Annotated in this window: 13 protein-coding genes; 10 read left to right on the top strand and 3 right to left on the bottom strand. The window is 60.9% G+C overall.

Translation table 11 applies throughout. The features are described 5' to 3' along the window. Window positions 1–5 precede the first annotated feature (5 nt). The 3 genes from dnaQ to KW840_RS25820 all read left to right on the top strand — a co-directional run bounded on the left by dnaQ (window position 6) and on the right by KW840_RS25820 (window position 3,790). Window positions 6–764: a DNA polymerase III subunit epsilon gene (dnaQ, locus tag KW840_RS25830; protein WP_046037200.1), complete on the top strand. Its 759-nt coding sequence runs from the start codon at window positions 6–8 to the stop codon at window positions 762–764. Between the two features lie 141 nt (window positions 765–905). After that, a complete protein-coding gene (locus tag KW840_RS25825; protein WP_090455012.1) occupies window positions 906–3,161 on the top strand; it encodes an arginine/lysine/ornithine decarboxylase in 2,256 nt (751 codons plus the stop codon). Window positions 3,162–3,175: 14 nt separating this feature from the next. Further along, window positions 3,176–3,790 carry a GNAT family N-acetyltransferase gene (locus KW840_RS25820; protein WP_057715030.1) on the top strand — a complete coding sequence of 205 codons (615 nt, stop codon included), beginning with the start codon at window positions 3,176–3,178 and terminating at the stop codon, window positions 3,788–3,790. Here the strand turns inward: KW840_RS25820 and KW840_RS25815 are convergent. Together KW840_RS25815 and KW840_RS25810 are read right to left on the bottom strand one after the other, a co-directional pair. Continuing rightward, window positions 3,756–4,649: a LysR family transcriptional regulator gene (locus tag KW840_RS25815; RefSeq protein WP_218498216.1), complete on the bottom strand. Its 894-nt coding sequence runs from the start codon at window positions 4,647–4,649 to the stop codon at window positions 3,756–3,758. The genes KW840_RS25820 and KW840_RS25815 overlap by 35 nt on opposite strands. 88 nt (window positions 4,650–4,737) lie before the next feature. Continuing rightward, window positions 4,738–4,965 (bottom strand): hypothetical protein, encoded by a 228-nt coding sequence (locus tag KW840_RS25810; RefSeq protein WP_057715028.1) that lies wholly within the window; start codon window positions 4,963–4,965, stop codon window positions 4,738–4,740. A gap of 174 nt (window positions 4,966–5,139) precedes the next feature. On the opposite strand from KW840_RS25810, the gene KW840_RS25805 reads away from it, so the two are divergent. Further along, a complete protein-coding gene (locus KW840_RS25805; RefSeq protein WP_154860111.1) occupies window positions 5,140–5,700 on the top strand; it encodes an NADPH-dependent FMN reductase in 561 nt (186 codons plus the stop codon). Between the two features lie 196 nt (window positions 5,701–5,896). Here KW840_RS25805 and KW840_RS25800 read toward each other — a convergent pair whose 3' ends face one another. Beyond that, entirely contained in the window at window positions 5,897–6,847 is a 951-nt protein-coding gene (locus KW840_RS25800) for a DUF1853 family protein (RefSeq protein WP_218498215.1), read from the bottom strand. Window positions 6,848–6,964: 117 nt separating this feature from the next. On the opposite strand from KW840_RS25800, the gene KW840_RS25795 reads away from it, so the two are divergent. From KW840_RS25795 to pepN, 6 genes are read left to right on the top strand one after another with little or no spacing between them, the layout of a single operon-like run. Beyond that, window positions 6,965–7,855, top strand: coding sequence for an NAD(+) kinase (locus KW840_RS25795; RefSeq protein ID WP_008016128.1), 891 nt, complete (start codon window positions 6,965–6,967; stop codon window positions 7,853–7,855). Next, a complete protein-coding gene (locus KW840_RS25790; RefSeq protein ID WP_371318493.1) occupies window positions 7,852–8,826 on the top strand; it encodes a metallophosphoesterase in 975 nt (324 codons plus the stop codon). The genes KW840_RS25795 and KW840_RS25790 overlap by 4 nt, the downstream gene beginning before the upstream one ends. Then, window positions 8,823–9,692 (top strand): rhomboid family intramembrane serine protease, encoded by an 870-nt coding sequence (locus tag KW840_RS25785; RefSeq protein WP_057715024.1) that lies wholly within the window; start codon window positions 8,823–8,825, stop codon window positions 9,690–9,692. Before KW840_RS25790 ends, KW840_RS25785 begins: the two co-directional genes overlap by 4 nt. Before the next feature lie 32 nt (window positions 9,693–9,724). Then, a complete protein-coding gene (locus KW840_RS25780) occupies window positions 9,725–9,985 on the top strand; it encodes a YeaC family protein (protein ID WP_053158810.1) in 261 nt (86 codons plus the stop codon). Continuing rightward, on the top strand, window positions 9,982–10,812 hold the full coding sequence (locus KW840_RS25775; protein WP_218498214.1) for a DUF2797 domain-containing protein: 831 nt from the start codon (window positions 9,982–9,984) through the stop codon (window positions 10,810–10,812). Before KW840_RS25780 ends, KW840_RS25775 begins: the two co-directional genes overlap by 4 nt. Window positions 10,813–10,822: 10 nt before the next feature. Then, window positions 10,823–13,480 carry an aminopeptidase N gene (gene pepN, locus KW840_RS25770; protein ID WP_218498213.1) on the top strand — a complete coding sequence of 886 codons (2,658 nt, stop codon included), beginning with the start codon at window positions 10,823–10,825 and terminating at the stop codon, window positions 13,478–13,480. Window positions 13,481–14,073 lie beyond the last annotated feature (593 nt).

Raw genomic sequence — 14,073 nt, 5'->3', positions numbered from 1 at the left:
CACTGATGGCCACCAGATCCGTTGTACTCGACACCGAAACCACCGGCATGCCGGTGACCGACGGCCACCGGATTATCGAAATCGGTTGTGTCGAGTTGATCGGCCGACGCCTGACAGGCCGGCACTTTCATGTGTACCTGCAACCCGATCGCGAAAGTGACGAGGGCGCGATCGGCGTCCACGGCATCACCAACGAATTCCTCGTGGGCAAGCCGCGTTTTGCCGAGGTGGCCGAAGAGTTCTTCGAGTTCATCAAGGGCGCGCAGCTGATCATCCATAACGCGGCGTTCGACGTTGGCTTCATCAACAACGAATTCGCCCTGATGGGCCAACAGGACCGCGCGGACATCACGCAGCACTGCTCGATCCTCGACACCCTGATGATGGCCCGGGAACGTCATCCGGGGCAGCGCAACAGCCTCGACGCCCTGTGCAAACGCTATGGCGTCGACAACTCCGGTCGTGAACTGCACGGCGCCTTGCTCGACTCCGAGATTCTTGCCGACGTCTACCTGACCATGACCGGGGGGCAGACCAGTCTGTCCCTGGCCGGCAACGCCTCCGATGGCAATGGCTCGGGTGAAGGGGCGGACAATTCGGCCACCGAGATTCGCCGTTTGCCGGCGGACCGTCAGCCGACGCGCATCATCCGCGCCAGTGAAGACGACCTGGCCCGCCACGCGGCGCGCCTGGAAATCATCGGCAAATCCGCTGGTGCCCCGGCGTTGTGGGTGCAGTTGGCCGAGGCTGAAGCGCAGGCATAACACCCTATTTGGCAGATACTCGCCACAGGGAAACTCCCTCGTCGCCACAAGTTGGTGCATCCCGCTCGCCACATCCGCTGCAACACTCTAACCTGAGGTGATTGGCAGGCTCTGGTCTGCCGCCTCAGGACGCTGAGCCTCATGTACAAAGACTTGAAATTCCCGGTCCTGATCGTTCATCGCGACATCAAGGCCGACAGCGTTGCCGGTGACCGCGTGCGGGGGATTGCCCGGGAGCTGGAGCAGGAAGGGTTCAGCGTCGTTTCGGCGGTGGATTACACCGAAGGACGACTGGTGGCGTCGACTTACCACGGCCTGTCCTGCATGTTGATTGCCTCTGAAGACGCCAGCACCCATTCTCATTTGTTGCAAAACATGGCCGAACTGATCGGTCTGGCGCGGGTGCGTGCACCGGATCTGCCGATCTTCGCCCTGGGCGAAAAAGTGACCCTGGAAAACGCACCCGCCGACGCGATGGCCGAGCTCAATCAGTTGCGCGGCATTCTTTATCTGTTTGAGGACACCGTGCCCTTTCTCGCCCGGCAGGTGGCCCGCGCCGCGCGCAAGTACCTCGATGGCCTGCTGCCGCCGTTTTTCAAGGCGTTGGTGCAGCACACGGCGGATTCCAACTATTCCTGGCACACCCCCGGCCACGGCGGTGGCGTGGCGTATCACAAAAGTCCGGTCGGGCAGGCGTTTCACCAGTTTTTCGGGGAAAACACCCTGCGCTCGGATCTTTCAGTGTCGGTGCCGGAGCTCGGCTCCTTGCTCGATCATACCGGCCCCCTGGCTGAAGCCGAGGCCCGTGCAGCACGCAATTTCGGCGCTGATCACACCTTTTTCGTGATCAATGGCACGTCCACGGCCAACAAGATTGTCTGGCACTCGGTGGTCGCCCGCGATGACCTGGTGCTGGTGGACCGCAATTGCCACAAGTCGGTGTTGCATTCGATCATCATGACCGGCGCCATCCCACTGTACTTGTGTCCTGAGCGTAATGAACTGGGGATCATCGGCCCGATTCCCCTGAGTGAGTTCAGTCGCGAATCGATCCAGGCCAAGATCGACGCCAGTCCGCTGACCAAGGGGCGTTCCCCGAAGGTCAAGCTTGCCGTGGTGACCAATTCGACCTATGACGGCCTTTGCTACAACGCTGAGCTGATCAGGCAGCAACTGGGCAATAGCGTTGAGGTGTTGCACTTCGACGAGGCCTGGTACGCCTATGCAGCGTTTCATGAGTTCTTTGCCGGGCGCTACGGCATGGGCACCTCCCGTGATGAAGACAGCCCGTTGGTGTTCACCACCCATTCGACCCACAAGTTGCTGGCGGCCTTCAGTCAGGCATCGATGATTCACGTGCGCGATGGCGGTGCGCGGCAACTGGATCGGGATCGCTTCAACGAAGCATTCATGATGCACATCTCGACCTCGCCGCAGTACGGCATCATCGCCTCGCTGGATGTGGCTTCGGCGATGATGGAAGGGCCGGCCGGGCGTTCGCTGCTGCAGGAAATGTTCGACGAAGCCCTGAGTTTTCGCCGTGCGCTGGCCAATTTGCGCCAGCACATTGCCGCCGATGACTGGTGGTTCTCGATCTGGCAACCGCCGTCGGCGGAAGGAATCGAGCGGGTCGTCACCGAGGACTGGTTGCTGCAACCCGATGCCGACTGGCACGGCTTTGGCGGCGTGACCGACGACTATGTGCTGCTCGACCCGATCAAGGTCACGCTGGTGATGCCGGGATTGACGGCCGGTGGCGCCCTCAGCGAGCGCGGGATTCCGGCGGCGGTGGTCAGCAAGTTCCTGTGGGAGCGCGGCCTGGTGGTCGAGAAGACCGGGCTGTACTCGTTCCTGGTGTTGTTCTCCATGGGCATCACCAAGGGCAAGTGGAGCACGCTGCTCACCGAACTGCTGGAGTTCAAGCGCAGCTACGACGCCAACGTCAGTCTGGCCAGTTGCCTGCCCTGTGTGGCGCAAGAGAATGTCGCACGCTATCAGGGCATGGGGTTGCGTGATCTGTGCGATCAGTTGCATGCCTGTTATCGCAGTAACGCCACCGCCAGGCACCTCAAGCGCATGTACACCGTTCTGCCGGAAGTCGCGATGAAGCCGGCGGACGCCTATGATCAATTGGTGCGGGGTGAAGTCGAAGCCGTGTCGATCGATGCGCTGGACGGGCGGATCGCTGCAGTGATGCTGGTGCCGTACCCACCCGGCATTCCGCTGATCATGCCGGGTGAGCGCTTTACCGAGTCGACCCGCTCGATCATCGATTACCTGGCGTTTGCCCGCACGTTCGATAGCAGTTTTCCGGGGTTCGTTGCTGATGTGCACGGATTGCAACATGAAGATCAGGGCAGTGGACGGTGCTACACCGTCGATTGCATCAAGGAATGAGGACATTTCCCAGTATGCAGCCGGTTATAAATCCGAATTATCCAGGGTTGTCGGTACGGGTTGCCGACGAGGGTTTTGCCGCCTATATCTGGGGCAGTGATTTCAGTTTTGAAGTCGCGGCCTACGGTGCGGCACAAATAGGAGCGCCGGTGGCACAGTGGCCTGTCACCCCGATCACGCCTTATCGCAAGTGCTACGGCATCGATCCCGAGGAATTCAGCAGCTTTCGCGATTCCGCCGACAGCGCGATTTTCATGGCTTATCTGGATGACCAGCCCGTGGGGCACCTGGTGGTCAGCACCAACTGGAACGGCTTTGCCCATATCGACGAGCTGGCGGTGCACGCACCGGCCCGGCGGCATGGCGTGGCCAAGGCCCTGCTGGATGTGGCGCAGTTCTGGAGCCGCAAGAAAAAGCTGCCAGGCATCATGCTCGAAACCCAGAACAACAACCTGGGGGCCTGCAGGCTCTATGAGCGCTGCGGTTACGTGATTGGTGGGATCGACCACCTGCGCTATCGCGGCATCGATCCGAACACCGCCGAAGTGGCGCTGTTCTGGTATCGATTGTTCGAAAACCCGCTGGAAAATCCGTTCAGTTCGTCAGCATCGCCGCGGCTTGTTCCGTGACGATGGTTAACAGCGTCTGAACCGCCGGAGAGGGTTCGGCGTTTTTCAGGGTCAGGGCGTAGAGGCTGATCGGGACCGCTGGCGCCAGGGGGCAGGTGTCCAGCCCCGAGGCTTTTGCGCCGAGGGCAGTGAAGGGGTCGACGATGGCCAGGCCTTCGCCGGCCTCGACCATGCTGCGCATCATCTGATGCGTCTGGACCCGGGTCTGAATCACCGGGGCAGGGCGCAAACCGTGCAGTTTGTTTTCCAGCGCCGGGCTCAACGGGTCCTGCCCCTCCAGGCCGATCATTGATTGGCCGGCCAGATCCTGCAGTGAAATGTATTTCTGTTTCGGTTGCAGCCAGCCATGGGGGGCGAGCAACTGGAGTTTGCCCTGGGCGATCATATGGCAGTCGAGGTCGGCGTGATCGGGGTCATGCAGGCTCAGGCCCAGATCGCTTTCACGCAGCAGCAGGCTTCTGACGATGTCGCGGGTGGGCTGGCTCAGCAGCGTGCAAGGTGCATCGGGCAGGCGTCGGCGCAGGGCCGCGATGCTGTGTGGCAACAATTGGTTGGCCAGGGGAGGGGTGCAGATGATGCGCAGCGGCGGCGCCAGGTATTGCCTGAGGCTGTTGGCCAGGCGCTGCACCGGTTCGAGCGCATCGTAGACCCGGGCAATTTCCACCTGCAGTTCCCGCGCTTCGCGGGTGGCCTGCAATCGTCCGCGTACGCTGGCGAACAGCATGAAACCCAACTGATCCTCGGCGTCGCGCAGCAAGCGCTCGACTTCGGCCACCGGCAACTGCAGCCATTCGGCGGCGGTGCCCAGGTGACCGGTCTGCAAGAGTGCCTGGATCACTTCGATATGGCGTAAGCGCATGCGTGAAGTCCATGTTCAGCAGGTGGAGGAGTCAGTGGCTGAATCCTACCCCAAGTCCGTGCATATGACTTCTGCTCATAACGACGGGTTATGAGGCGCTGGCGATTTGCGGTTCGCGGGTAATGGTCACGCCGGTTTGCACCAGCATGAATTCATTGTCGTCGACCTTGTTTACGCGGTCGCCAATGGCCAGTTTGTAGGTGGTGACAGGCCCTGAACCTTCTGCCGCCGGGGTGGAGTCCTGAAACTCGTGCACCGAATAAATGCGGCCTTGCGCGTCTCTTGCATGGAACTGACCGACGAGTACTGCTGCCATCTGCTTAGAACCTCTGGAGATAAATCACTCAATTTGCGGCACTGTAGACCGTGCTTGGGCGAGGTAAGTTTTCCTACGGGAAAAAAATAGTCAGGGACGGGGTTTTCGGTCGCCCGCTGTTTGAATCGTCATCTATAACTACAAGCTCTTCCTATCGGACAGTCGAGAAATCTTATGAGCAACGTCTATACGATCGCCGTCGTGGTCGGCAGCTTGAGAAAGGAATCGATCAACCGCAAGGTCGCACGGGCCCTGATAGAACTGGCGCCGGCCAATCTCAAGCTCAACATCGTCGAAATTGGCGATCTGCCGCTCTATAACGAAGATATCGATGGCGCTTCACCGCCGGCAGCCTACAGCACTTTCCGACAACAGGTGAGCTCATCCGACGCGGTGTTGTTCGTGACCCCGGAATACAACCGGTCGGTGCCGGCACCGTTGAAAAACGCGATTGACGTGGGGTCGCGTCCATATGGGAAAAGCGCCTGGAGCGGTAAGCCGGGAGCCGTTATCAGTGTGTCGCCGGGGGCCGTCGGCGGGTTTGGTGCCAATCACAACCTGCGTCAATCCATGGTGTTTCTCAATGTGCCGATGATGCAGCAACCGGAGGCCTATCTGGGGAACGCCGGTTCGGCGTTCGACGAATCTGGCAAGTTGTCCGAGTCGGTAAAGCCGTTCCTGCAAAGTTTCATCAATGCTTATGGGCAATGGGTCGAGCAGCACAAGAAAGACTGATGGTCATTGGCCGGCGCTTTGTCCTGCGAAGCGTTGGACAATCGGGGATACGGTTGTCTCTTTGGACCGGGTTGACCCTATCGCGAGCAAGCTCGCTCCCACAGGGATCTTCAGTGGATACAAGGCGTGTATACGGCTGAGTTCCAATGTGGGAGCGAGCTTGCTCGCGATGGGGCCGGCTCAGACAACGCAAAACTCAGGCATTGCCCGGCACATTCGGCCAAAGATCCGCCACCAGAAACAATCGCTCGGCCTCTTCCCAGTCGCCGCTGGCATTTTCCGTCAGGCGCACCAGCAGTTGTGCTGGCGCCAGCGGGTCCAGGTCATCCAGCCACGCCTGCATCTGTCCGGGGTTCCAGGTGTGCTCCGCCGAATAATGCGCCGGCGCCAGCCAGGCGTGACGGGGCAGGGGTTGCCAGCGACCGGGCGGGCTTTGGGCCAACAACGCCGGCCAATCCTTTTGATGCAACCAGCGACCCCGCAAATGCTGTGGATGGGCACCCAATGGCGGGGCGGCTTGTCCGGGCCACGGGTACAGCAAGTAACCCCCCAGCCATAAGTGTGCGCTGAACGCCTGGATATCCAGCGCCGCAAGCACTTCACGGCTCTCGGGGCGCGTGGAAATCGGCAATTGATGCTGGCTCAGGTGCGCCAGTTTGCGGTCGAGCCGGTCGTGGCAGCCCGGGCCCAGCCACTTGGCAGTGTCGTGTCCGTCGCCGGATTGCGGGCCAAGGTAGAGCTTGATCGCCAGTTCCAGGTGATGCACACCGTCGCGGTCGCGCAGCAGCATGTCCAGTTCACCGAGGGTGTGCCCTTCGCGGCGAATCGGCATGTTGGCGGCAATCAGTTCAATGCCCGGTGCATGCTGCACGGCGAATTGCCAGAGGCGTTCGTAGTACAAACCCAGGCGCCGGGTCCGGGCCTGGGCCAGCCAGTGCAGCAAGCCATAACTGTCCCGATCCAGCTGCCGCAGCCAATGCTCCAGCCGATCCGGTGCCTGCACCCAGTCGCTGCCGGCCAGCGGGTGACGCTGCGGCCACGGGGTATTGTCCAGCATGGGCGGCGCGAGGATGACCCACGCCAGGTCACGCACTTCGGGATGGCGTAACTGATGGGGCAGGTGGAGCAAATCCGGAAATAGCATCATCTTGCGAGCATAGCCCGAAACCCGGGCACACCCCTGAAACTGAAAGGATTTTGTCTACGGGCGGCTTTCGCCCATAATCGTGGTTTTCGCCGCCACGCAGATCCCCGCAGGAGCCCCATGGAGCAATTTCGCAATATCGGCATCATCGGTCGCCTGGGCAGTTCCCAGGTGCTGGATACCGTCCGCCGACTGAAACGGTTTCTGCTCGACCGTCACCTGCACGTGATCCTCGAAGACACCATCGCCGAAGTGCTGCCAGGGCACGGCTTGCAAACCTCGTCGCGCAAGATGCTCGGCGAAGTCTGCGACATGGTCATCGTGGTCGGTGGTGACGGCAGCCTGCTCGGTGCCGCCCGGGCGCTGGCCAAACACAATATTCCGGTGCTCGGCATCAACCGGGGCAGCCTGGGTTTCCTCACCGATATCCGTCCCGATGAGCTGGAAACCAAGGTCGCCGAAGTGCTGGATGGCCACTATCTGGTGGAAAACCGCTTTTTGTTGCAGGCCGAAGTCCGCCGCCACGGTGAGGCCATCGGCCAGGGCGATGCACTGAACGACGTCGTGCTGCACCCCGGCAAATCCACGCGAATGATCGAGTTCGAGCTGTACATCGACGGCCAGTTCGTCTGCAGCCAGAAGGCCGACGGCCTGATCGTCGCGACGCCGACCGGTTCCACCGCCTATGCGCTGTCCGCTGGCGGGCCGATCATGCATCCCAAGCTCGACGCCATTGTGATTGTGCCGATGTACCCCCATACCTTGTCGGGTAGACCGATTGTGGTCGATGGCAACAGTGAGCTGAAAATCGTCGTGTCCAAGGATATGCAGATTTACCCGCAAGTCTCGTGCGACGGGCAGAACCACTTCACCTGCGCGCCGGGCGACACCATTACCGTCAGCAAGAAAGCCCAGAAACTGCGGCTGATCCATCCGCTGGACCACAATTACTATGAAGTCTGCCGGACCAAGCTTGGCTGGGGCAGCAAGTTGGGGGGTGGAGGCGACTGATGCTCGATCCCGCGCGTAGCTACGACCTGATCGGTGACGTGCACGGTTGCGCTCTGACCCTGGAGCACTTGCTCGACCGACTCGGTTATCACAAGCAGGGCGGCGTCTGGCGACACGATTCGCGCATGGCGGTGTTCGTCGGCGATATCATCGACCGCGGCCCGCGGATTCGCGAGGCACTGCATATCGTCCACGACATGGTCGAGGCCGGTCAGGCGCTGTGCATCATGGGCAACCACGAGTTCAATGCGCTGGGCTGGAGCACGCCGGCACTGCCCGGCAGCGGCAAGCAGTTCGTGCGTGAGCACACGCCGCGCCATGCCCGCCTGCTGCACGAAACCCTGACCCAGTTCGAACACCATCCGGGTGACTGGCACGACTTCCAGCAATGGTTCTACCAGTTGCCATTGTTCGTCGATGCCGGGCGTTTTCGCGTGGTCCACGCCTGCTGGGACGCCGGGCTGATCGAGCCGCTGCGGGCGTTGTTCCCCAACGGCTGCGTCGACGAGCATTTTCTCCAGGCGTCGGCGGAGTCGGGCTCTTTTGCCTGCACCGTATTCGACCGGCTGCTGCGCGGCACGGACATGCGTTTGCCCCATGGCCTGACCATGACCAGCGGCGACGGCCTGGTGCGTTCGTTCTTCCGCACCAAGTTCTGGGAAGACGATCCGAAAACCTACGGCGACATCGTGTTCCAACCGGATGCACTGCCGGAACCCGTGGCCCGGACACCGCTGTCGTCCACCGAAAAGAACAGTTTGCTGCGCTATGGCATCGATGAGCCGCTGTTGTTCGTCGGCCATTACTGGCGCAGCGGCAAGCCGGCACCGATCCGGCCGAACCTGGCCTGTCTGGATTACAGCGCGGTGCTGTACGGCAAACTGGTTGCCTACCGACTGGATCAGGAAACCCGCCTGGATCCGCAAAAATTCGTCTGGGTCGATGTCGAGCGGCCGGAGGTGCTGCAATGAGTGCTGTAGCGGTATTGCGTCTGCCCCTGGCGGTGGACTTGAGCGGGTTCGTCACCCTGCTCAAGCGCATGCAAGTGCCCCATCGGGTCAGCGAGGAAGCTGGCGAGCAGGTGCTGTGGGTGCCGGACAACATCAGTGAAGACGTGCGTGCGCTGTACGAGCGTTTTCCGGCGGGTGACCCCGATCAGCAACTGGACATTCCGGTGGCGCAGACCGTCAAGCGCCCGGGGTTCGTCGAGCAGTTGAAATACGCCAGGGCCACCGCGCTGGTGCTGCTGCTGAGCCTGGTTGTCGGCGCGGTGACCATGCTGGGCGACAACCTTGAAACGATGCGCTGGCTGACCTTCCTCGAGTTCCGCGTGGTCGGCGAATACATCCACTTCACGCCACTGGCCGACAGCCTGGCGGCGGGGCAGTGGTGGCGCCTGGTCACGCCGATGCTGATTCACTTCGGCATCCTGCACCTGGCGATGAACGGCATGTGGTACTGGGAGCTGGGGCGGCGCATCGAGTCGCGCCAGGGCAGTATCAACCTGATCGGCCTGACCTTGCTGTTCAGCCTGGTGTCGAACTTTGCCCAGTATTTCTTCAGCGGCCCGACCTTGTTCGGCGGTTTGTCCGGCGTACTGTACGGCCTGCTCGGGCATTGCTGGATCTTCCAGGTGCTGGCGCCGAACCCGGCCTATCGCCTGCCGCGAGGCGTGCTGGTGATGATGCTGGTGTGGTTGCTGCTGTGCCTGTCCGGGCTGGTCTCGATGATCGGCTTCGGCGAGATCGCCAACGCGGCCCACGTCAGCGGGTTACTCATCGGATGCTTCACCGGTTTGTTGGGCGGTTTGTATAACCGCCGTAAACTGGCCGCCTAATTCAGAACATGCAATAAAGAGACGGAGACCCAATGTCCTCTTTTAACGAAATGATCAAGAACATCACCCCCGATATCTACGAGAGCCTGAAACTGGCCGTGGAAATCGGCAAATGGTCCGACGGTGGCAAGCTCACCGCCGAACAACGCGAGCTGTCGCTGCAGGCGATGATCGCCTGGGAAATCCAGAACCTGCCAGAGGACCAGCGCACCGGCTACATGGGCCCGCAGGAATGCAGCTCCAAGTCGATTCAAGTGCCGAATATTCTGTTCAAGTCGGATGCCATCCATTGATCGAGATTGGCCGCGGTGCAATCAGCAAAATGTCGGCGCGCCTGGACGGGCCGAACGTGCAATACGCATTTCGTCTGGGCGAAACCGAGGTCCCGGTCAATCCGTTGATCGGTACCACGGTGCGCCTGGAATACCTGGGCGCGATCCACTGCACCCATTGCGGACGCAAGACCAAGACCAGTTTCAGCCAAGGTTACTGCTACCCGTGCATGACCAAGCTGGCCCAGTGCGACGTGTGCATCATGAGCCCGGAGCGCTGCCACTTCGAGGCTGGCACCTGCCGGGAGCCTGAGTGGGGCCAGAAGTTCTGCATGACCGATCACGTGGTGTACCTGGCCAATTCGTCGGGGGTCAAAGTCGGGATTACCCGCGCCACCCAGTTGCCGACCCGCTGGCTCGACCAGGGTGCGAGCCAGGCCTTGCCGATCATGCGCGTATCGACTCGCCAGCAGTCCGGTTTCGTCGAGGATCTGTTGCGCAGCCAGGTGGCCGACAAGACCAACTGGCGCGCTTTGCTCAAGGGCGATGCGGCGGCGGTGAACCTGGCCGAGATCCGCGATCAACTGTTCGACAGCTGTGCCGAAGGCTTGCTCGGGTTGCAGCAGCGATTTGGCTTGCAGGCGATCCAGCCGGTGACTGACGTCGAACCGCTGGAAATCCGCTACCCGGTCGAGCAGTACCCGGCGAAGATCGTCAGCTTCAACCTGGACAAGAACCCGATTGCCGAAGGCACGCTGATGGGGATCAAGGGTCAATACCTGATCTTCGACACCGGCGTGATCAACATTCGTAAATACACGGCTTACCAGCTCGCCGTGCATCAGTAAGGACTCCAGCATGCGCACCGAACAACCGAAGATGATCTACCTCAAGGACTATCAGGCGCCCGAGTACCTGATCGACGAAACGCACCTGACCTTCGAGTTGTACGAGGACCACAGCCTGGTCCATGCGCAACTGGTGATGCGCCGCAACCCCGAGCGTGGCCCGGGCCTGCCGCCGCTGGTGCTGGACGGCCAGCAGCTGGAACTGCTGTCGGTCACCCTTGCCGACCAAGAGCTTTCCGAGGCGCAGTATCAGCTGACCGAGAATCACCTGACCCTGCACCCGACCAGCACCACCTTCACGGTCGATACCAGCGTCCGGATCCACCCGGAAACCAATACCGCGCTGGAAGGCCTGTACAAGTCCGGCACGATGTTCTGCACCCAGTGCGAGGCCGAAGGTTTTCGCAAGATCACCTATTACCTCGACCGCCCGGACGTGATGAGCACCTTCACCACCACGGTCGTCGCCGAACAACACAGTTATCCGGTGCTGCTGTCCAACGGCAACCCGATCGCTTCCGGTCCCGGTGAAGAGGGCCGGCACTGGGCGACCTGGGAAGACCCGTTCAAGAAACCGGCGTACCTGTTTGCGCTGGTGGCCGGCGACCTGTGGTGCGTCGAAGACAGCTTCACCACCATGAGCGAGCGCAACGTGGCGCTGCGCATTTACGTCGAGCCGGAAAACATCGACAAGTGCCAGCACGCGATGAACAGCCTGAAGAAATCCATGCGCTGGGACGAAGAGGTCTACGGTCGCGAGTACGACCTGGACATCTTCATGATCGTCGCCGTGAATGACTTCAACATGGGCGCCATGGAAAACAAGGGCCTCAACATTTTCAACTCCAGCGCCGTGCTGGCCAAGGCCGAAACCGCCACCGATGCCGCGCACCAGCGGGTCGAGGCGATCGTCGCCCACGAATACTTCCACAACTGGTCGGGCAACCGCGTGACCTGCCGCGACTGGTTCCAGCTGTCGCTCAAGGAAGGCTTCACCGTGTTCCGCGATGCGGGTTTCTCCTCGGACATGAACTCGGCCACGGTCAAGCGCATCCAGGACGTGGCGTACCTGCGCACCCACCAGTTCGCCGAAGACGCCGGCCCCATGGCCCACGCCGTGCGCCCGGACAGCTTCATCGAGATTTCCAACTTCTACACCCTGACCGTGTACGAAAAGGGCTCGGAAGTGGTCGGCATGATCCACACCTTGCTCGGCGCCGAAGGCTTCCGCAAAGGCAGCGACCTGTACTTCGAACGCCACGACGGTCAGGCCGTGACCTGCGATGACTTCATCAAGGCCATGGAAGATGCCAATAGCGTTGACCTGACCCAGTTCAAACGCTGGTACAGCCAGGCCGGTACACCGCGCCTGGCGGTAACTGAGTCCTATGACGCGGCGGCGAAAACCTACAGCCTGACCTTCCATCAGAGCTGCCCGGAAACCCCGGACAAGGTGCAAAAACTGCCGTTCGTGATCCCGGTCGAACTGGGGCTGCTGGATTCCAAAGGGGCAGCGATTGCCCTGCGTCTGTCCGGTGAAGCCACCGCGCAAGGCACCTCGCGGGTCATTTCCGTGACCGAAGCCGAGCAGACTTTCACCTTCGTCGACATCGCCGAACAACCGTTGCCGTCGTTGCTGCGCGGCTTCTCGGCGCCGGTGAAATTGAGCTTCCCGTACAACCGTGATCAGCTGATGTTCCTGATGCAGCATGACAGCGACGGCTTCAACCGCTGGGATGCCGGCCAGCAACTGTCGGTGCAGGTGCTGCAAGAGCTGATCGCACAGCAGCAGAAGGGCGAAGCGTTGGTACTCGATCAGCGTCTGGTGGCGGCGTTGCGCACGGTGCTTTCGGATGAGTCGCTGGATCAGGCGATGGTCGCGGAAATGCTCTCTCTGCCAAGCGAGGCGTACCTGACCGAGATCAGCGAAGTGGCGGATGTCGAAGCGATTCACACGGCGCGTGAATTTGCCCGTAAGCAACTGGCTGACGCTTTGTTCGAAGGTTTGTGGCTGCGTTATCAGGCCAATCGCGAGTTGTCGAAGCAGACGCCGTACGTGGCCGAGGCCGAACACTTCGCCCGTCGTGCCTTGCAGAACATCGCGTTGTCCTACCTGATGCTCAGCGGCAAGCCGCAAGTCCTGGCGGCAACCCTGGAGCAGTTCGACGCGTGCGACAACATGACCGAGCGCCTGACCGCACTCGCGGTGTTGGTCAACTCACCGTTCGAAGCCGAGAAGGCCAAGGCACTGGCCAGCTTCGCCGAGCACTTCAAGGACAACCCGCTGGTCATGGACCAGTGGTTCAGCGTCCAGGCCGGTAGCGTGTTGCCTGGTGGTCTGGAGCGGGTTCGTCAGTTGATGCAGCATCCTGCGTTCAACATCAAGAATCCGAACAAGGTGCGGGCATTGGTCGGTGCGTTTGCCGGGCAGAACCTGATCAACTTCCATGCCGCTGACGGTTCCGGGTATCGCTTCCTGGCGGATTTGGTGATCGAGTTGAATGGCTTCAATCCGCAGATTGCTTCTCGGCAGTTGGCGCCTTTGACTCGCTGGCGCAAGTACGACAGTGCTCGTCAGGCTTTGATGAGGGCGGAGCTGGAGCGGATTCGGGCTTCGGGGCAGTTGTCCAGTGATGTGTTTGAAGTGGTCAGCAAGAGTTTGGCTTGATCTTGGCTTTTGAACTTGGCGGCCTTTGGGCCGACCAGGTTCTTGGTTGATTGAGTACATATCCGTTTCTTCGGTAACGGCGGCTGGCGGTTTCGCCCTTACGGCGAGTCCCTTTGGCAAACGCCCCAAAGGAACCAAAGGTCTCGCCCCGAACGTACGGCCCCTCGCTTAGGCTCGGGGTTCCTTCGCTGCGGTATTCATCCGGGGGCATTGCCCTCCGGTCGGCTTCGCTTCGACCTACATGCAATGAGTTCGACTGCGTCGAACGGCGCTGCGCGCCAATCCCCGGATAAACACCTCCACTCAGCCTTCCGAGGGGGCGGGTGGATCAAGATCAAGAGCTGCAGGCGAGCTAACGCTCGGCCTGATGAGTGGTGAGAAGCGATGCGGTGATGCGGGATGCTCTGCTTTTTGCTCTTCTGTGGGAGCGAGCTTGCTCGCGATGGCGGCCTGCCAGTCGCTTGAATCCTATCTGGTTGCACAAAATTTTCAGAACCCCCATCTACGGCTTTGGCTTTGGCTTTGGCTTTGGCTTTGGCTTTGGCTTTGGCTTTGGCTTTGGCTTTGGCTTTGGCTTTGGCTTTGGCTTTGGC

The sequence above is a fragment of the Pseudomonas sp. PDM30 genome (assembly GCF_019218985.1).
In the GTDB taxonomy this organism is placed as follows: Bacteria; Pseudomonadota; Gammaproteobacteria; order Pseudomonadales; family Pseudomonadaceae; genus Aquipseudomonas; species Aquipseudomonas jessenii.
The sequence above is the reverse complement of the archived record's forward strand: the minus strand, read 5'-3'. Positions and strand labels throughout refer to the sequence as shown.

Coding starts and splice junctions, on each gene's coding strand:
- dnaQ (WP_046037200.1), top strand. CDS start 6: ATGGCCACCAGATCCGTTGTACTCGACACCGAAACCACCGGCATGCCG.
- KW840_RS25825 (WP_090455012.1), top strand. CDS start 906: ATGTACAAAGACTTGAAATTCCCGGTCCTGATCGTTCATCGCGACATC.
- KW840_RS25820 (WP_057715030.1), top strand. CDS start 3,176: ATGCAGCCGGTTATAAATCCGAATTATCCAGGGTTGTCGGTACGGGTT.
- KW840_RS25815 (WP_218498216.1), bottom strand. CDS start 4,649: ATGCGCTTACGCCATATCGAAGTGATCCAGGCACTCTTGCAGACCGGT.
- KW840_RS25810 (WP_057715028.1), bottom strand. CDS start 4,965: ATGGCAGCAGTACTCGTCGGTCAGTTCCATGCAAGAGACGCGCAAGGC.
- KW840_RS25805 (WP_154860111.1), top strand. CDS start 5,140: ATGAGCAACGTCTATACGATCGCCGTCGTGGTCGGCAGCTTGAGAAAG.
- KW840_RS25800 (WP_218498215.1), bottom strand. CDS start 6,847: ATGATGCTATTTCCGGATTTGCTCCACCTGCCCCATCAGTTACGCCAT.
- KW840_RS25795 (WP_008016128.1), top strand. CDS start 6,965: ATGGAGCAATTTCGCAATATCGGCATCATCGGTCGCCTGGGCAGTTCC.
- KW840_RS25785 (WP_057715024.1), top strand. CDS start 8,823: ATGAGTGCTGTAGCGGTATTGCGTCTGCCCCTGGCGGTGGACTTGAGC.
- KW840_RS25780 (WP_053158810.1), top strand. CDS start 9,725: ATGTCCTCTTTTAACGAAATGATCAAGAACATCACCCCCGATATCTAC.
- pepN (WP_218498213.1), top strand. CDS start 10,823: ATGCGCACCGAACAACCGAAGATGATCTACCTCAAGGACTATCAGGCG.